This is a genomic window from Sunxiuqinia elliptica, from assembly GCF_900113005.1.
In the GTDB taxonomy this organism is placed as follows: Bacteria; Bacteroidota; Bacteroidia; order Bacteroidales; family Prolixibacteraceae; genus Sunxiuqinia; species Sunxiuqinia elliptica.
Window position 1 is genome coordinate 179,320 of the sequence record NZ_FONW01000007.1, and the last position, 19,111, is coordinate 198,430.

Annotated in this window: 17 protein-coding genes and 1 CRISPR repeat array; of the genes, 14 read left to right on the plus strand and 3 right to left on the minus strand. The window is 42.8% G+C overall.

All coding sequences use genetic code 11. The annotated features are described in order from the left end of the window. A CRISPR array of direct repeats spans positions 1 to 300; the repeat unit is 36 nt; unit sequence GTTGTGGTTTGATGTAAAACAGCTAACGCTTACAAC. Positions 301 to 467: 167 nt separating this feature from the next. Further along, positions 468 to 1,358, minus strand: coding sequence for a cation diffusion facilitator family transporter (locus tag BM156_RS13810; protein WP_093920478.1), 891 nt, complete (start codon positions 1,356 to 1,358; stop codon positions 468 to 470). A 123-nt stretch (positions 1,359 to 1,481) separates the two neighbouring features. On the opposite strand from BM156_RS13810, the gene BM156_RS13815 reads away from it, so the two are divergent. From BM156_RS13815 to BM156_RS13840, 6 genes are all read left to right on the plus strand, one after another. Then, positions 1,482 to 2,174, plus strand: coding sequence for a hypothetical protein (locus BM156_RS13815; RefSeq protein ID WP_093920479.1), 693 nt, complete (start codon positions 1,482 to 1,484; stop codon positions 2,172 to 2,174). Positions 2,175 to 2,371: 197 nt separating this feature from the next. Next, a complete protein-coding gene (locus BM156_RS13820) occupies positions 2,372 to 2,929 on the plus strand; it encodes an RNA polymerase sigma factor (protein ID WP_093920480.1) in 558 nt (185 codons plus the stop codon). A 12-nt stretch (positions 2,930 to 2,941) separates the two neighbouring features. Beyond that, complete coding sequence (locus BM156_RS13825) at positions 2,942 to 3,499, plus strand: hypothetical protein (protein ID WP_093920481.1); 558 nt, start codon at positions 2,942 to 2,944, stop codon at positions 3,497 to 3,499. Beyond that, the gene (locus BM156_RS13830; protein ID WP_093920482.1) at positions 3,483 to 4,514 is read left to right on the plus strand and encodes a DUF4097 family beta strand repeat-containing protein; all 1,032 of its coding nucleotides are present in this window, start codon (positions 3,483 to 3,485) and stop codon (positions 4,512 to 4,514) included. Before BM156_RS13825 ends, BM156_RS13830 begins: the two co-directional genes overlap by 17 nt. A 171-nt stretch (positions 4,515 to 4,685) precedes the next feature. After that, the gene (locus tag BM156_RS13835; protein ID WP_093920483.1) at positions 4,686 to 5,798 is read left to right on the plus strand and encodes a glycosyltransferase family 4 protein; all 1,113 of its coding nucleotides are present in this window, start codon (positions 4,686 to 4,688) and stop codon (positions 5,796 to 5,798) included. Then, positions 5,770 to 7,164 carry a DUF5106 domain-containing protein gene (locus BM156_RS13840; protein WP_170846962.1) on the plus strand — a complete coding sequence of 465 codons (1,395 nt, stop codon included), beginning with the start codon at positions 5,770 to 5,772 and terminating at the stop codon, positions 7,162 to 7,164. Before BM156_RS13835 ends, BM156_RS13840 begins: the two co-directional genes overlap by 29 nt. Before the next feature lie 99 nt (positions 7,165 to 7,263). Here the strand turns inward: BM156_RS13840 and BM156_RS13845 are convergent, their stop codons facing one another. Continuing rightward, positions 7,264 to 9,450 (minus strand): T9SS type A sorting domain-containing protein, encoded by a 2,187-nt coding sequence (locus BM156_RS13845; RefSeq protein WP_093920485.1) that lies wholly within the window; start codon positions 9,448 to 9,450, stop codon positions 7,264 to 7,266. A gap of 119 nt (positions 9,451 to 9,569) precedes the next feature. Here BM156_RS13845 and BM156_RS13850 point away from each other — a divergent pair, with 119 nt between their 5' ends. The 8 genes from BM156_RS13850 (at position 9,570) to elbB (ending at position 17,164) form a co-directional block, all read left to right on the plus strand. Beyond that, positions 9,570 to 9,983, plus strand: a complete 414-nt coding sequence (locus BM156_RS13850; RefSeq protein WP_093920486.1) for a threonyl-tRNA synthetase editing domain-containing protein — start codon at positions 9,570 to 9,572, stop codon at positions 9,981 to 9,983. 175 nt (positions 9,984 to 10,158) lie between these two features. Then, positions 10,159 to 10,815: a TatD family hydrolase gene (locus BM156_RS13855; RefSeq protein ID WP_139218286.1), complete on the plus strand. Its 657-nt coding sequence runs from the start codon at positions 10,159 to 10,161 to the stop codon at positions 10,813 to 10,815. Then, on the plus strand, positions 10,808 to 11,524 hold the full coding sequence (locus tag BM156_RS13860; protein WP_093920488.1) for a tRNA threonylcarbamoyladenosine dehydratase: 717 nt from the start codon (positions 10,808 to 10,810) through the stop codon (positions 11,522 to 11,524). Before BM156_RS13855 ends, BM156_RS13860 begins: the two co-directional genes overlap by 8 nt. A 57-nt stretch (positions 11,525 to 11,581) precedes the next feature. Continuing rightward, entirely contained in the window at positions 11,582 to 12,310 is a 729-nt protein-coding gene (locus BM156_RS13865; protein WP_093920489.1) for a hypothetical protein, read from the plus strand. Between the two features lie 415 nt (positions 12,311 to 12,725). After that, the gene (locus BM156_RS13870) at positions 12,726 to 14,072 is read left to right on the plus strand and encodes an ACT domain-containing protein (RefSeq protein ID WP_093920490.1); all 1,347 of its coding nucleotides are present in this window, start codon (positions 12,726 to 12,728) and stop codon (positions 14,070 to 14,072) included. Positions 14,073 to 14,090: 18 nt separating this feature from the next. Next, on the plus strand, positions 14,091 to 15,395 hold the full coding sequence (locus tag BM156_RS13875; RefSeq protein ID WP_093920491.1) for an O-acetylhomoserine aminocarboxypropyltransferase/cysteine synthase family protein: 1,305 nt from the start codon (positions 14,091 to 14,093) through the stop codon (positions 15,393 to 15,395). A gap of 61 nt (positions 15,396 to 15,456) precedes the next feature. Continuing rightward, entirely contained in the window at positions 15,457 to 16,374 is a 918-nt protein-coding gene (gene metA / locus BM156_RS13880; RefSeq protein WP_093920492.1) for a homoserine O-acetyltransferase MetA, read from the plus strand. A gap of 133 nt (positions 16,375 to 16,507) precedes the next feature. Then, positions 16,508 to 17,164, plus strand: a complete 657-nt coding sequence (elbB, locus tag BM156_RS13885) for an isoprenoid biosynthesis glyoxalase ElbB (RefSeq protein WP_093920493.1) — start codon at positions 16,508 to 16,510, stop codon at positions 17,162 to 17,164. Between the two features lie 14 nt (positions 17,165 to 17,178). Here elbB and BM156_RS13890 read toward each other — a convergent pair whose 3' ends face one another. Then, on the minus strand, positions 17,179 to 19,110 hold the full coding sequence (locus BM156_RS13890) for an OmpA family protein (RefSeq protein WP_093920494.1): 1,932 nt from the start codon (positions 19,108 to 19,110) through the stop codon (positions 17,179 to 17,181). Between the last annotated feature and the right edge of the window lies 1 nt (position 19,111).

Genomic DNA, 19,111 nt, shown 5'->3' on the forward strand with positions numbered 1-19,111 from the left:
GTTGTGGTTTGATGTAAAACAGCTAAGACTTACAACACAAGAGACAAAACTGGCAATCGAGTGGTTGTTGTGGTTTGATGTAAAACAGCTAAGACTTACAACCGAAGGACAGCCACCATAATTCCAGCAGTAGTTGTGGTTTGATGTAAAGCAGCTAACGCTTACAACTAAATCAGTGCAATTGGTGAAAGCTTGCGGGTTGTGGTTTGATGTAAAACAGCTAACGCTTACAACGCTCGGAGCAGTTTATCAATCAAGCTGTGAGTTGTGGTTTGATGTAAAACAGCTAACGCTTACAACAGGGATATTTTGCAGTCAATACTTTCGGATAAATCTGAGGTCAACACCTCGCGGGCGATGGGGACATGGAAGGCTGGAATACCAGCGAAAGTATTTGATCAACCCGCAAAAGACCGGTCAAAAGCCGGTCTTTTTATATTATACCACTCAAACTTTAGTACGATCGATTAATGGCTCACCGGTCCTTGATGGTGTTGCGCCCCGTTGCATTCAAACTGCAGGGTAATGTGTTCAATGCCGAATTCATCTTTCAGAATATGTGTCAACTCCTGATTGATGGCTTCGGTTTCCGACAGTTTCAGGTCGTGCTGAATGACCACATGCCCTTCAAAGTGAATGGTTTTATCGGTTAGCCGCCAAATATGGATATGATACACCCGCTCCACAGCCTGCTGCCGGGTCAGCCGGGCAGCAATCTCCGCAGGCACAAGATGGTCCGGCGCAAACTGCATCAAAATTTCGGTTGATTCTTTCAGTAGCTTATAGGTATGAAACAGCAGGTAGAGGCTAATCATCAAGGTCACCGTTGGGTCAATCCAATACCAATCCCACAGCCAAATGCAGACTGATCCGGCAATAACTGCCAGCGAGGTTAAGGCATCCCCCATCAGGTGGAGGTAGGCTGCACGAATATTTAAATTCCGGTGCTGGTCGGCATGCAGCAGGAAAACCGAAAAGCCATTGGCCACCAAACCCAGCATTCCCATCCAAAACATCCACCGAAAATCAATCACATGCGGATCGACATAACGTTTAATGGCTTCAACCATCAGGTAAAAGGAAATGGCAATCAGGATGAGTGCATTGATAAAGGCTGCCAGAATTTCAGCTCGTTTAAAGCCAAAGGTGCTTTTAGCCGTTCGTTCCCGATGTCCCAAGCGATCGGCAACATAGGCCAGTACCACCGCAACACCATCACTCAGATTGTGCAGGGCATCCGAAATCAGCGCCAAACTCCCCGAAATTAACCCACCAATGACCTGCGCTAAGGTAATGATCACGTTCAGGGCAATCGTAATTCCCAGTCGTTGGTGCGTATGCATATGATTATGAGCCATAATTCCTTGATTAAAATAAAGTTTATACCTTTAATAGCGTATTCTTTTAAAGGATGAACCTCAATGAACGTATAAAAATACAAAGCAATAACTACAAACCAGAACAAATAAACCCATAAGCCGATGAAACTTTTCTTACAGTTTACCTTGATTCTTTTGGGCATGCTAGCCACACCAACCGCCTTCGCACAAAAAACCATCATTGATTTATACGAATTGTATAAAGGAAGAAATCACCTTGAACCAGCAAATCGTGAGCAAAGCTATGCGGATGTTGCCGGTTCACCCTACGCTCAGCAAGATTTTGTTATCGGCTCCGTGGTGCTAAAAAACGGCGATACCTACGAGGACGTTCCGTTGCGCTACAACACCTATGAAGACCAAATTGAATTTAAACATCCCAATGGCGTTGTGTTAAATCTGAATAATCCGAATAAGCTGAAGCTCATTGCAATTGGGCAACAGCAATACACCTACTTCGAAAAAGAAGAGACGCCCCCCGACGGACTTACCGGCTATTTCGAATTGTTGGAAAACGGCGAGATTCAGCTGTTAAAAAGACAAAATATTATCCTTAAAAAAACATCTCCGGCGAAAGCCTATCAAGATCCCAAACCAGCACGTTTTAAAGAACGCCCCACCGATTATTATATCCACTACCAGAACCAACTGTTTAAAATAAACAGTGAAAAGCAGCTATTCAATACATTTCCAAGCCTGGAGAAAGATTTAAAACCTTTCATTAAAAAGCAAAAACTCAAGTTCCGAAAGGAGGAAGATCTCCGTCGGATCATTGCCCATGCCAACCAGCTCTAGCAAACCGCTTAGCCAAGCTTGCTTTTAAGCTCAATACCATTATTTTTGCATCCCATCAGCAACTAAGCGAAGTCGCTGATTCAGGGCAATATTCAGCGGCATCGTGCCTTTTGCAAAAATATTTTAGCAGGAATGTGCTCTTTTGATGCAACAAATTAATTTCGGCTGCCGTCTTTCAATCAGAAACAGCAATAACATTGGAAGCACTTTACCAAAATATCCATCAAGATGTGATTGACCGCTGCAGAGCAGGCGAACGAGATGCTCAATTCCAGTTGTATAAATTGTATTATAAATCGATGTACAACACCAGTTTGCGCATAGCTGGCAATGCCACCGATGCTGAAGATATTATGCAGGAAGCTTTTTTAAGTGCTTTCAAGAAAATGGACACTTACTCCGGACAAGTAAGTTTTGGAGCCTGGCTCAAAAAAATTGTTGTGAACCGTTCTTTGGACCATCTGAAAAAAAAGAAAGTTCATTTTGAAGAACTGGATGAACGCGTAACTGAAGAAGTTGAAAATCCGCTGATGGAAATTCGTGAAGTGGATATCAGTAAAATAAAAGAAGCCATTTTCCAACTTCCGGAAGGTTACCGGGTAGTCCTTAGCCTCTACCTGCTTGAAGGTTACGACCACGATGAGATTTCAGAAATACTGAACATCAGCAATTCCTCGTCCCGATCGCAACTGTTGCGGGCCAAACGTAAATTACGCGAACGTTTATTAAAAGATGAAGTTTTTTCAATCAACTAAATACCGGATATTATGAACGATTTATTGGAGAAGACAATTCGGGAAAACAAGCAAGCTTTGGAAGAAGATGCCCCCATGGGACACTTCGAGCGATTTGAAGCCAAACTCGATCAGGAGTTACACCATAAAAAGCAATTCAACAGGAAGATTTACCTGCAAATAGCTGCCGCTGTGATCTTTGTTCTGTTACTCGGCAACCAGCTTCGCATGTATTTCTCAACAGAAAAAGAATTAGCTCCAGTAACCTTGGCCTCCGTATCGGAAGAATATGGCGAAGTGGAATTCTATTTCACCTCATCGATCGACCAAAGCATGCAACAATGGGAAAAACTGATTGCCGATGGTTATATATCAGAAGCCAACCAGCAAATGATGGAAAAGGAAATGAAGGAGTTCGACCAAATGGAAGCACAACTTCAAGAAGAGCTTCAGGCCAATCCCGACGATGAGCGGGTGATCAATGCCATGCTGGAATATTACCAGGCTAAACTAAGCGTAATTACGCTGATTATAGACAAATTAAAAGAAGTGAAACAACAAAAAATGACCGATAATGAAACTCAAGTTTAAGTTACTATTCATGCTGGCGATGGTATTTTCGCTGGCTGCCAACGCCCAGGAGTACACCCGGGAAGAACACAGTGCCTTTTTGAAATCACAAATTCAGGCGCTCGATGTCACCAATAAATTTGGAACCATTACCATTAACGATTTTGGAGGTGACTCAGTTGTTGTAGACGTGCGCATTACCGTAGAACACACCGTTGAGAAAAAAGCAGAGTTTCTGCTTGATCAGATCAAGATTAGCACTCGTCGCGTAGGACAAGAGCTGCAGGTAGAAACGGTCATCAACGACAATTTCAAAACCAAACGGAATTTCTCCATTGACTATACGATCAACATTCCTGCCGACCGCGACCTGCAAGTGACCAACAAGTTTGGACATGTGGTTTTAAATAACCTGGCCGCAAACGGAAGCTTTAACCTTAGCTATGGCAACCTAAGTGCCAATGACTTAGCGGCTCCGGCTGGCAATAAAATCAGGCTTAATCTTGACTATGGGAAAGCCGATATCGAATCGGTCAACCACCTGGTTACTGAAATTAAGTACTCCAAACTATTCATTGGCAAGGCAGGGACCGTACAAGCGGAGACCAAATACTCCGGCCTCAACATCGAAGAAGCCGATGAGCTCGATCTGGAGTCGAAATACGATGGGGTAAATATCGAAGAAATAAAAAGCTTAAGAGCAAACTCCAAGTACACCAACTATGACATTGAAGAGCTAGGACAGAGCTTAATGCTTGACACTCAATACGGCTCCGTGAGAGTTGATGAGGTTGGTGAAAACTTTGAACACATTGAAATCACCAATAGCTACGGTGGGCTCGAAATTGGCCTGGATGATGCGGACTATTACCTCGATGCGAACTGCGATTACTGCGATATCAGATATCCGGAAGATCGTTTCTCGGGCAATCGGGAGAAACGCGACCACAGCATTAATTTGCAGGGAGAAGTTGGAGAAAATTCCAATCGCCGGGTGATTATCAAAAGTCGCTATGGAGGAATCAAGCTGAAATAGGCTGAAACTGCTGAAAAAACAGAGACCGTAAGTTTTAAACTTGCGGTTTTTTTTTACTTTTAATGTTTGCATGAAACGGACAGGATTAAGGGAATTCGTTCCGAATGTGTTTTACAATTGTTTTAATCGTGGAAGTTCCATCCAAAACCCAAAAAAATCAAAAATGAACGGATGAATAAAAAGCTGCATATCGTTAGTTTCAACGTGCCGTACCCTCCCAACTATGGAGGCGTTATTGATGTTTTTTACAAGCTGAAATACCTTGCTGCAATGAAGATTGATATCATTCTTCATTGTTTTCATTATGGACGAGACGAAGCTGAAGAGCTGGAGCAAATCTGTTACCAGGTTCATTACTACAAACGAAAACAAGGGCCTCTTTACTTGCTATCGCGATTGCCGTATATTATAAACACCCGCAGTTCGAAGGAGCTACTGCAAAACCTACAGAAAGAGATAGCCCCCATTCTGTTCGAAGGGCTTCACACTTGCTTTTACCTGAACCATCCTTTGTTGGGAGCTTATCAGAAAATTGTACGCACACACAACATTGAGCACCATTATTATCATCACCTAAGCCTTTCAGAAAAGAACCTGTTTAAACGCTATTATTTCTCGCAGGAAGCATTAAAACTGCGCTGCTTTGAGAAACGACTAAAGATGGCTTCTTCCATTTTGAGTATTTCTCCTGCCGATACGCACTATTTTAAAACGAAATACCGAAAAGGAATTTTCATTCCGGCGTTTCATCCTTTTGAGCAGGTAGAAACAAAAGTAGGTATGGGCGAGTATGTGCTGTTTCATGGGAACCTGAGTGTAGCTGAAAATCAAAAAGCCGTTGATTATCTAATCGATCGGATTTTTTCTGAAATCACCATCCCTTTTATGGTTGCCGGAAAGAATCCGCCCGACTACCTTGTTCGCAAAATCGCCGATATTCCTCATGTTAACCTGGTCGCCAATCCGGACAAAGAAACCATGGACTACCTAATCCAGGAAGCACAAATCAACCTGATTCCAACCTTCCAACCCACCGGGTTGAAGCTAAAACTGCTGGCTTCCCTATTTCTTGGTCGTTATTGCGTTACCAACAGCCCCATGGTTGCCAATACCGGGCTGGAACACTTGTGCTATGTTGCTGACAACGCCCAAAGCATGATTCAACTTATTCAAGATAAGTTTGAAAAAGAAATAACACGCGATGAGATCCAACAACGAAAAGAAGTTCTCGAAACCCAGTTCTCAAATCAACACAATGCCGAAAAAATATACGCGCTTATTTAGCTTACTGCTTGCACTGCTTCCTTGGCTGGCCGTTGCACAGACCTCCTCCATTGAAATTCACCTACCCCACCAAGCCAACGATACGGTGGTTTTGGGACACTATTTTAACAGTAAAATTTACGCCAACGACACGCTGATTCTGAATTCAACAGGGCAAGGACACTTTCACTCAAAACAACCCTTACCTCAAGGGATTTACGTGCTTTATCTCGATAAAAACACCTTCTTTGATTTCTTGCTTGGAGAAGACCAGCAATTGTCAATCTCTCAGAATAAGGGGCCCATTCAGCTTAGCGGGGCTAAGGAAAGCCAATGGTTTCAAGACTTCCGAAACTACATGGCGCATCAACAAGCCCAAAGCAACCAATTACGGCAAAAGCTCCAAAAAGCTCAAGTGCTTGATTCCATCCAATCAATCCAACAACAACTCCGTCAACTCGATGAGCAGGTCCTTAGCTTTTGGAAAACTGAAATAAGCCGGACACAAGGCAGTTTTTATGCGACATTTGTAAGCACCAACCTCCCTCCTTCAACCCCCAAAACCTTTCCGGATTCAATCCACCATAACGATAGCTTGAAGGCAGCCTATTTGTACAATTATCGGAAAGTACATTATTGGGATCACTTTGATTTGTATGATATCCGCCTGTGGAGAACGCCGATCATTGAAGCCCGACTAAAAGAATTTTTCAACGAGGTTTTAATTCAGCATCCTGATTCTGTTTTGCCAAGCGCCATTCAATTGATTGAAGGTAGCAAAGCACAGCCCGAGGTTTTCCAAAACCTCACTTCTCTCATTCTCAACAACAGTGCTCGATCCAAGTGCATGGGCATGGAGAACGTATTTGTTGCGCTTGCTCAAAAGTATTACCTGAATGGCGAAGCATTTTGGATTAGCGATAAAACGAAAGAAAACATTGCCCGTGAAGTTCATTTCCGGAAAAACAATTTACTCGGCAACCGGGCAAAAGAACTCCTTCTAGAAGATGAAAATGGCCAATACCAAAGTCTTCTTCAACAAGGCACCAATTATACGGTCATTGTATTTTGGGAACCTGATTGTGGTCACTGCAAGCAACAAATCCCGCAGCTTTTCAATGAAGTGTTTTTAGCGGCCGATCCTTCTGATTTGAGTGTTTTCGCTGTATTCACCGGTACGGATAAACAAGCTTGGACTGACTTTTTGAAACAACACGAGCTGAATGATTGGCTGAATGTTTGGGATCCGCAGCAAACCAGCAACTTTCGAGTAAACTACAATGTTCGGTCAACCCCAATGATTTACCTGCTGGATGCCAATAAAACAATCCTGGGGAAACAGCTTACCATCGAACAGCTGAAAGCTTTCTTTGGAGCAAATCGCTGATTGCCTAGTTTCAATTTTGCTATTCCCGCCAATCATCAATAGCTTTCAGAGTGCCTCTTTGCCCTTTGCTCTAGGCCCTCTGCATTCATCAATCAACAGCTACTCATTTAGGTACATCACGCGGGCATGGTAACGTTTTTTACGTTCCACAATTTTGATGAAATAGTTTCCAGCAACCTGACCAGTAAAATCAAAGCGCAACCATCGGTCGCCCGGCTGATCATACTTCACTTTTACCTGCCGTCCCATCAAGTCAAAAACTTGAATGATGTATGGGTCTATTTCATGCTTAAACTTGATCATTAAAGGTTCTCCGGCAGTTACCGGGTTTGGAAAAACTTCAAACTCCAACTTTTCATTTTTCAAGGTATCATCCGACACCAAGGTATCCACATTGCAAAGCACCACTTCCATCAACAAAGCTGATCCTTCACTGTTGGTCGTTTTTTCCTGGTAGGTGTACCATTCTTGGCCATCCTTGATGTAAAATGAATTCAGTGGCTCCACCTCCCGATCTGCCAAATAAACAGCAAAAGTATCGGCCTCTTCCAGCAATTCCACAGAATAAGCGATAAAGAAAGGCCCCTCTGTCGGCACTTTTTCATAAAATTCAAGGTAGTTCATCACTCCCTCATCCAAGTTTTTCAAGCTAAAATCCTGGCTGTAAAGCAAGGCTTGAGGAAGTTCATCCCCTTCATACACCGAAACCCGAATTTTCCCCTCCGAAAACCTGTTGCCCAATACCGCCTTGCTTACTCCAAGCGAAACTCCGGCAACCTCCGAGCTTACTGTTTTCTCATAACGCTCAGCAAATTCTTCAAAGCCATAATTGTTGGTTCCGCTCCAATAGCCTTGTTTTAATCCACCTTCAACAATGGCGAGCGCCGCATGATCATCTTCATCGCGGAAGTTGGTAAAAGCACCGCACACTTCCTCGCTGGGGTATGGGGAAAGACCATCCCACACCTGCGCATTTGAATTCGCAGGGTCAAGCCATTTTTTGAGTTGTTTATTGTCCTCGTCATAATGATCCCAAGCATGATGAAACATGGCAAAATAATCCCGAAACGGGCTCTCGCACGATGCAGCTCCACCTGTTAAAGAACCAATAATTCGTTTTTTCGAATTGATCAAAGGCCCTCCGGAAGAGCCTCCTTCAGTTGTTCCTTCCTCCCAACCTCCAATAAAAAAGAAGGCATCTTTTATATACTTTTGACTGTAGGACTTAATTTGCGGCGAATGGCGATCAATCGAAATCTTTTTTACATCGCCTGATGGATGATGAATGCTAACACTTGAATCGGGAATTGTTGAGGTTCGGTCCCAACCCAAATAATATGGGCGGTAATTGGCTGGTGGAACAACATTGAGCTCGACCAAACTAAAGTCCAGACTATCTGATGCTGCCCTCAACGAGCTGCCACTAAGCGAATGGCTGGCATCTCCATCAATCTCTCCACAGTAAGGAGACTCATAGTTAAAAAGGAAAACTGACTCCCGGGCATCCTTATCCGTATTAATACAATGAGCGGCTGTGTATAGGTATGGGGTTCCATCATTTCGCGTATTGTTAATCAAGCTTCCTGTGCAGAGATCGATTCCACTTACAATAATACGACAGATACCCTCTGCTGACTGAGCATATTCATCTGCAACATCACAATTGATATTTACATTGCAAGCCCCTGAGGGTATTCCCAAGGGACGCCGATCCGATCGCAACGACTTGATCCCAACAAAATCATGATTCACCTGTGCAATGGAAAGCTCCCCCTGAAATTCCGCATTCAACGGCTCTTCATACTGAATAACCAAGTGGTCGCCAGCAACTGGCGATGTTGCAAAAACTCCCGTTTCTCGATTATTCGCCTTTGTAAATGCTCCAAGCAGGTCAGACTGATCCGGAGAAAACAAAAAGAGCCGGGCATCCTCCGGCAAGTGATAGCGATCAAAAATTAAATTAAGCGATTTGGCTTCCGATGAAACCAACACCAATTGCCAAACACGATAGTTTCCCACTTCACTCCAGCTTCCCGAATTTAATGTACTTAAATCAACCTCAATCGGCTCAGCAAAACGAAATGGTTTAAGCTTGTTCTCTCCCGCCGAAGTCCTGCTCTTTCTTAATAAAGCAGCATTATCTTGTCGCGGCAAGCGTACTACGGTTTGACTTTTTAAAGAGGTGGTATAGCTTAAATCAATCGGCCTCCCTCCTGCTGATTGCTGGCTCCACACGGGAAGGGCACAAGCAATCAGGACTATAAGAATTATCAGTCTTTCTCTCATTTACAACATGCTATTTCGATCAAAAATAGAAAATTATACCTAGACTTTCTCAAAACTCAGGCATTTCAAAATTAAGATGATAATTTTGGAAGACAGAAATACCCCAGAAAAAGTTTATTATGAAAGTTTTGGTTATGTACGTTAACGAGTTCAGTTACACTCCTGCTGAGAAGAACCTGGAGGAAGCTGAAACGATTACTGAAGGAAATTCATTTAAGGATAGTATTCTGGCTTTTATACAAGTGGAAGAACAGGACGAAGAAAAAGACGTTAAAAGTCGAGAGAAAAAGCTAGTCAATCATTTAAAGTGGACAGCTCGCAAAAACGATTGCAAGCGTGTCATCCTCCACTCCTTTGCACACCTTTCCGAATCAAAAGCCAGTGTTGAATTCACCCAAGAACTATTCAACCAAGCAGAACAACGCTTGAAAAATGCAGATTTCGAGACAGCACAAACGCCTTTTGGCTACTTCCTCGATCTGAAAATTGATGCACCGGGCTTCTCGCTGGCTCGTATTTGGGCCAGTTTATAAAGCTGATGAAGAAGTTCGAGGTTCCTGTTATTTCTGGTTGTCCAGTGTTCATAAAGCGCCAAAGTATTTTTAATGGCCTCAAATGGATTGAAAAGTTCGAAATTGTTTGAAATTTTATATTCGGTATTATCCAAAATCTGAGCATCCAACTATCAATATCTTAAAAAGCAAGCCGATGAAATGGGTCAATCTTCATACACATCATCCCTCGGATGAGCAAAGTATCCAGCTGATCAACCAACCGCTGCAACATCCGTTTGCCCCAACCGCTGATGCACTTTACTCCTTAAGTCTTCATCCCTGGGACATTGAAAAAATTAACCTTAACGAGTGCTTGCAGCAGGAAGACCAATTCCTTCGCCACCCTCAAGTCATCGCAATTGGAGAATGTGGACTGGACCGAGTTATCAGCACGCCTCTTGCCACTCAAGAAGCGATATTTTCACAACAGATTGAACTATCTGAAAAAGCATCGAAACCACTGATCATCCATGCAGTCAGAACTTATTCCGATCTTATCCGAATCAAAAAAAGCAGCTCTCCACGTCAAGCCTGGATTTTGCACGGTTACCAAGGGAATAAGCAAACAACGCAACAGCTCTTAAAACACGACTTCTACTTTTCTTTTGGGCCTTCACTTCTTAATAAATCGCCCAAACTGATTGAGTCATTGCTTACTGTTCCTTTTGAAAAACTTTTTTTTGAAACCGATGACAGTGCCGAAAAAGTTGAAACTATTTTTATTTTTGCAGCCAAAATGTTGAAAATATCAGTCGATCAGCTTCAGCAAATGGTTTTTGAAAACTTTCATCGAATATTCAGATATGGCTAAATGGCAGGAACGTACCGCATTGATGTTGGGAGAAGACGGGTTAGAAAAACTAAGGCAATCACATGTTTTGGTGGTTGGCTTAGGCGGTGTTGGAGCTTATGCGGCAGAGCAACTCTGTCGGGCGGGTGTTGGCAAAATGACCATTGTTGATGGTGATGTCGTAGAACAGACAAATCGCAACCGACAGTTGCCAGCCCTCCAAAGCCTGGAAGGTAAACCCAAAGCCGAAGTGCTGGGCGAGCGATTCCTAGATATTAACCCGGAACTGGAACTCCGAATCGTCAATGAATACCTGAAAGATGAACGGATGGTAGAGCTTTTAAATGAAGCTCCATACGATTATGTTGTGGATGCCATTGATACGCTGGCTCCCAAAGTCTTTCTGATTTATCACAGTATCAAAGCCAATCTTCCAATTGTTAGCTCCATGGGAGCGGGAGGAAAATTTGATCCGTCTCAGGTTCAACAAGCTGATATCTCCAAAAGCTACAACTGCAAACTGGCCCGTATGATTCGAAAACGCCTCCATAAACTGGGCATTCATAAAGGTGTCAAAGTTATTTTCTCGCCAGAACAGGTCGATCCTGAACGAGTTCGAATTGAAGAAGGACAAAACAAAAAATCAGCCGTTGGGACCATCTCTTATATGCCTCCATTCTTTGGTTGCTTTTGTGCTTCTGCTGTAATTCGCGATCTTTTGGATAATTAGTTATTTTGGCACTAATTTTGTTCAACTAAGTGCATCTACAAACAGAATAACTACACCATGAAAAAGAAACTCACCCATTTGGGCTATTTGCTGCTTGCCGTTGTTTTAATGCATGCTTGCGCAGCCCCAAAAAGCGTCATTCGTCTTGAACCTGATCGTGAAGATGTAAAGTGGTTGTTTGGCCAATCTTATGTAACAGATTCTCTTTATGGAGTTGTCTTCGAGGTCGCCTTTGACCGTGCCGTACAAAACCAGTACTGGTTTGATTTTAATATCATCAACCACTCCAACATGCCCATACTCATTGATCCGGTTAACTTTACCTATATGGCTTACGATAGCTTAAACAACCGAAAATTGGTTCAACCACTTGCGGCCATCGATCCAGAAGAACAATTGATGTCCATTGATAAGGAACTCTCGCGGAATGATGCAAGAGCCCAAAATCATTTGGGGATTAGCCTGGTTGCTGCGAGCGTTGATATTGCTACCGGCGTAGCAACCTTGAGCGATGATAATCCGAACAACGATTACCTTCGAACCAACATGTACGAAGAAGTACAGAATGAAGCCATTGACAATGAAATAGAAACCCAGAACCTGAATTCCATGCGTGAAGAGTGGTCACAAGGAACCATTCGAAAGACAACGCTAGGAAGCAATTATTCCATGCAAGGAAAAGTTTTCTTTAAGTCCTATCCCACCGCCGACTATATCAAGCTTTTCATTCCCGTAGATGATAGTCGTCTGGAGATTATTTTTAATCAAAGACATCACCGACCTTAAAAATACAAACAGCCTGATTGTGTAACGATGCAACACTCATTTACACAATCAGGTTTTCTTTTCAATCACCTCTCTCTTCTCATTCGTCAACCTCCAAACGATGCAGCTACCGCTGTTTTCCCTGTACTTTAAATATTCCACTCGTTGTTTAAACTTTTTCTAAATAACTTTTGTTTTTTAGAAAAAATATATAGGTTTGCAACATCATAAAAGGCACCAGATGGACAATTATTTCACATACCAGCAACTTTCTTTCACTCATTCCACGAGTAATGCTGTCATGTCTATGCCATCCATGTCTATGTGTATGCGATAGCCTTCATTCAGTATTTTTTATCACATACGGTTTGAAGGCTCACCATTAAGATTTCCCTTTTTTTTCGCTATCATTTTCGTTTAATCAAATTTGCAATTTATGTCTGTTCATGTCATTAGGCTTGGAGGAAATAATATCAGTAAGCCATCAATCATCGAATCATTTTTGTCGATTCTAAATCAAAGTGAAGATCAACATATTCTGGTTATTTCAGCATCGGAAACCATTCAACAAGTTCTGGTTCAAGGAGTCGATCTGTTATGTACTAAAATAAAAACACATACCGATTTGCTGAATGAATTGAAGGAAGAAGCTCATCAGGTTGCTCAATTGAATCAGCTAACACAATTGGCCTCCTTCGAAGCTGCATTAAGCCCGCTTGACCGTTTACTTAGAGGAATTCAATATACCGGAGATTACTCCTTAGCTCTAAGCGACCAAGTCCAGAGCTATGCCGAAATTTTAACGACTGCCTTACTCCAGGATATTTTAACTCAGCATCAGCAAGCAGCAGAGCTTTTGTTACCTGAAAAGCTGGGGCTGATTGTTAGCTCCGACTATGGGAATGCCAGTGTGCTTCGTGAGCCATCAACCGCAAACATCAAATCCTCTCAGTGGGGCAAAGCAACGCTAATTCCGGGCTCCTATGGAAAAACCAAGGATGGGAAAATTGCCCGCTTGGGAAAACGAGCAGCAGACTATACGGCAGCGGCACTAGCCTCAATTTTAGAGGTCGACCAACTTCAGCTTTGGGGAATCAGCAAAGCATTTAAAACAGCCGATAGCGAAATCCTCCCCCAAGCTTCCTACATCGAAAACCTAACTTACGCTGAAGCTTCCGAACTCGCCTACTTCCACCACTCCTCCATCCATCCCCGCATTGTTGAGCCACTTACCGAGCAACACATTCCAATTAAGGTTTACGAATTACATCAAGCTGAAAAGCAACTGCGCACGACGATCAACTCCGCTAATGTTGAGAAAAGCCAACAGATAAAGAGTGTTGCTCACAGCGACAACATTGCCATTTTGAAATTAAATGGGCCAGGCGTTGGGTTCAAACCCGGTATTTTATCCATTCTGACGACCGCTTTTGCGAAACACCAAATCAATATTCGCTCAGTTATTACAGCTCAAACCAGCATCAACATCATTTTTAATAAGCATGATATTGCCAAAGCGCGCCAAATCAGCCAACAAATAGAGCTTCCCTCTGTTAATCAAGTGGAGATTGTTTCTGATATCTCCCTCATTGCCATTGTTGGTCACGGCATGCAACAAAACCACGGGATATCGGCCCAACTTTTTTCAGCCGTTGCCAAGCACAAAATCAATGTGCTAATCAGTGGTTCCGGAGCATCTGACCTGGTTAGCTACCTGGTGGTAAAGGAAGAAGATAAATGCAAAGCGATTCAAGAAATTCATAAGATATTTTTTCATCATTAACACCTAAAAATTAGTACAATGACTACCGAAAAACTAAAATTTGAAACCCTGCAGCAACATGCAGGGCAAGAACCGGACCCGACTACCGGATCGAGGGCAGTGCCCATTCACCAAACCACCTCTTACGTTTTTAAAGATGCTGACCATGCTGCCAACCTTTTTGCATTGAAAGAGTTTGGAAACATCTATACTCGGATCATGAACCCAACTTCCGATGTGTTTGAGCAACGAATTGCCGCCTTAGAAGGAGGAGTTGGCGCTTTAGCAGTTGCCTCAGGGCATGCTGCTCAATTCCTGGTTATTAACACCTTGCTTGACATGGGCGACAACTTTGTAAGCTCTCCCTACCTGTATGGAGGAACATACAACCAATTTACCGTTTCGTTTAAACGCCACGGAATTGATGCTCGTCTAACGGAGGATTTAAAGCCCGAATCATTTGAGAAACTGATTGACGAAAAAACCAAGGCCATTTACCTGGAGACCATTGGAAATCCGGGATTCGTTATTCCTGACTTTGATGCAATCGCTGCTTTGGCAAAAAAATACGATATTCCTTTTATTGTTGATAACACGTTTGCAGGCGGTGGTTACCTTTTCCGTCCAATTGAGCATGGAGCTGACCTGGTTGTTGAGTCGGCAACCAAATGGATTGGCGGTCACGGAACCAGCATTGGCGGTGTTATTGTTGATGCAGGAACTTACAATTGGGGAAATGGCAAATTCCCAGGTTTCACAGAACCTTCACCAGGCTACCATGGCTTAAAATATTGGGACATTTTCAATTTTGACGGGCCATTTGGCAACATTGCTTTCATCATTAAAGCACGTGTTGAAGGACTTCGTGACTTTGGTCCGGCCATTAGCCCATTTAACTCGTTCCTCTTGCTACAGGGGCTGGAAACACTATCTTTGCGGATGGACAGACACGTGGAAAATGCACAAAAGCTAGCTGAATGGTTGGAGAATCATCCAAAGGTGGAAAGCGTTAACTATCCGGGATTAAAAAATAATCCGTCGTATGATTTAGCTAAGAAGTATTTCCCCAAAGGACCAGGAAGTATGCTTTCTTTCATCGTAAAAGGCGATGTTGAAGAAGCAAAAACAGTTGTTAAATCTCTGCAACTGGTAAGCCACTTGGCCAATGTGGGTGATGCCAAAACTCTCATCATTCAGCCTGCTGCAACAACGCACCAGCAACTTTCAGCCGAGGCTCAACTTGCTGCCGGCGTTTATCCTGCTCAATTGCGCGTTTCTGTTGGTCTTGAACACATCGACGATATTATCGCCGATTTTGAGCAAGCACTGAATCAAATTGATTAACCAAGTATAAAACTTTCCGGAGGTAGCGCAACGCTCCTTCGGAAAGGAAAAACAAGAAGTCATGCCATTAAATATACCCGATAAACTACCTGCCATTAAATTGTTACAAGAGGAAAACATCTTTGTAATTGATACGACCAAGGCTTCCCATCAGGATATACGTCCATTGCGAATTGTTATCCTCAACTTAATGCCTTTGAAAGTTTCAACAGAGACCGATTTACTCCGACTCTTGTCCAACACACCTTTGCAGGTTGAAATTGATTTTTTGAAAATCAAAGGTCATAAGCACAAAAATACTTCAGCAGAACACATGCGAACCTTTTACAATAATTTTGAAAAAATCAAGCATAACAAATACGATGGCATGATCATTACTGGAGCCCCCGTTGAACAGCTACCTTTTGAAGAAGTCACCTATTGGGATGAAATGAAGGAAATCATGGACTGGTCAGCACAAAACGTAACCTCTTCCCTTTTTATTTGTTGGGGAGCGCAGGCCAGCTTATACCACTTCTATGGCATTCCAAAATATGATTTAGACAAAAAAATGTTTGGCGTTTTCCAGCAACAAATATCGGATAATAAGCTGCCAATTTTCCGTGGATTTGACGATGAATTCTACGTTCCACATTCACGACATACCGAAATTCGTGCAGAAGATATTAAGCGCATTCCTGACCTTGAGATAATTTCGTCTTCACCCGATTCTGGAGTCAACATGGTGATGGCCAAAAATGGCCGTCAATTCTTTTTAACAGGTCATTCGGAATATTCACGAGGTACACTCGCCAATGAGTATTATCGTGATGTCAAAAAGAAGCTCCCCATTGAGTTGCCTAAAAATTATTTTGCCAATGACGATGACACGCAAAAACCAATCATGAGATGGCGATCGGCTGCTAATTTACTTTTCACCAATTGGCTTAACTATTACGTTTATCAGGAAACACCTTATAATTTGGATGATATTCGCTAAGCATCACTAAATCAATCGCTACTCTTCAAAAGATCCGTATGCGTGCAGTTTTTGGGATAAATCCAGCAATTCATTCTATTTTTGGGGTTGAAGGAAAATCTGTAATTTTAAGGAAACCAAAAAACGCAAGACCATGTCAGAAAAGAAGAAAATAGCTATTGTTTTATCAGGAAATGGTGTTTATGATGGCGCTGAAATTCATGAGGCTACCTTAACCATGCTGGCCATTGCACAACAAGGAGCCAGTTACGAGCTTTTTGCACCCAACGTTGAGCAAGCTCATGTGATCAACCACCTGACAGGCGAAGAAATGCCTGAAAAACGCAATGTCCTAATAGAAGCTGCCCGCATTGCCAGAGGAAATATTGCTGATCTGAATACTTACCAAGCTAGCCAATTTGATGCACTTGTATTCCCCGGGGGTTTCGGAGCTGCCAAAAACTTGTCAACTTTTGCTTTTGAAGGACCAGACTGCACTGTCAATCCAGATGTTGAAAAAGCGGTGAAAGAGACCGTTGCGGCCCAAAAGCCAATTGGCGCTTTGTGTATTTCTCCGGCAGTTATCACCCGAATCTTAAAAGATGTTGAAGTAACGATTGGACAGGATTCAGGCACAGCTGGAGCCATCGAAAAAATGGGAGGGAAACACGTAAACACGACGCACGGCGAAGTTGTGCACGATTCGAAGTACAATGTTTATACGACCCCTTGCTACATGTTGGATGCAAGTATTGATCAGATTGCTGATGGAGCCACCAACATCATTAAGGCCATTCTTAAAGCGATTTAGTTTTTTACCAGAAACTATTTTGCAATAATCTTAAACTCGGTGCGACGGTTTTTTGCTCTTCCCTCACTAGTTTCATTAGAAGCCATGGGAACCGAAAAACCGTAGCCCCGATATTCCAATCGATCCTTATTTACCCCATGCTCTACCAAGTAGCTGTAAACTGACTTTGCCCGGTTTTCAGACAACGACTGATTCATTTCGGCCTCTCCAACCGTATCGGTGTGTCCGCCAATTTCAATTTTCACAAGTGGATTTTTATCCAAAAAGATAATCAGCTTCTCCAACTCAGCTTTGGACTGACTGAGCAAAGCATATTTTCCGGTCTCAAAAAAGATATTACGCAATACGGTTGCACTACCAACCTCAATGGCATTCAGTGGAATATCCAATGAAATCGGATCGCTTGCTTTACGTACCTGTTGTAAGGCAAAATTTTCAGAGTGAAACAAATAGCCCGGATGCGACACATTAAAGGCATATTCTTTCCCCAAGGGTAAACACATCAGGAATTCGCCTTTTTCCCAACAGGATTCCGTTTGTGCAACAAGTGTATTGTTATCGACATCAATCAGTTCAATCTGCGCACACAAGGGGTTACGGTTCGCTTCATCAAAAACTTTCCCCTGAACGTAGGATACTGGTGTAGGACGCATGCCTGCAGCTAACTTAAACTGGTAAATATCCAAGCCCTGTGACCCGGGCCGATCCGAAGAAAAATAGGCTCTTTCTCCAACCGCATCCACAATCAACCCCTGCTCATCTTTATGTGTATTGATTGGAAATCCCATGTTGACTGGTTTGATCCAACATGAGTCATTCACCAGTCTCGAAAAGAAAATGTCAAAGCCCCCTAATCCCATATGCCGATCAGAAGCAAAGTAAAGCGTGCGTCCATCAGCGTGAATAAACGGAGAGGTTTCGTTTCCCGGCGTATTGATCGAATCACCCAAATTTTGAGGCTCACTCCATCTTGGAACTCCCGAGCTGTAAAAGCCGTTCAGCTGGCATCGCCAAATATCCATACCTCCCTTTCCTCCTTTTCGGTTGCTCGCAAAATAAAGATATTCACCATTAGCTGAGATTGATGGTTGAGATTCCCACGCTGCTGAGTTTACTGGCTCACCAGCATTCTGAGGCTTCGACCACACTCCTTTTCGGTTTCGAGCATAGTAAATATCACAACTTCCATAGCCATCAATTTGAGTGCAAGCCGTAAAAAAAAGCAATTTTCCATCAGCAGAAATACTTTGAGCTCCTTCGTTATAGTATGTGTTGATTGAGCTCATTGGGCTAGCTGCCTGCCATTCTCCATCGGCATTATTTGACACAAAAAAGTCTTCTTGAAAATGACGTCGTGCCTGCTGTCCGGTAGCAGGGACCAGCCGGGTATAGATCAGTGTTTTCCCGTCAACAGTCAAGCTCGGCCAATACTCATCATACTCCGAATTTACCATTGCTCCCATATTCTTAGCCTGAGCATTTCCCGACTCTTTTCGCAAGGTAATGGCAAAAAGGCAAAGCTGTTGTTTCGATTCCGCTTTTTCATAAAATGGATGTGAATCGGATGCTCGACTTAGAAAATTTCGAAAGGCAGTTAAAGCGTCCTGGTACTTGCCTAACCGATAGTTTGCATTTCCAAGAACATAATAAGCCTTGGTTTGATGTGTTGAATTCTGTTGGAGTGCTTTCTCCAAATAAATTACTTGAAGACTATCCTCTTTTAGCTCGTTATACACATCAGCCAACATCAACATGGCCTCAACAAAGTTAGCATCTGCATCCAATGCTTTATTCAACTCTTCAATTGCCGACTGAAATTCGTGAAGTTGATAATGCGAATAAGCTGACTGAAAATACTTTTGAGCTTTCCGGCTCGTTGTTGATAGCTCTTGTGCACTCAGACTTAGTGCTAGCAGAAATAGCAGTATCGTTGTTAAGCTCTTCATA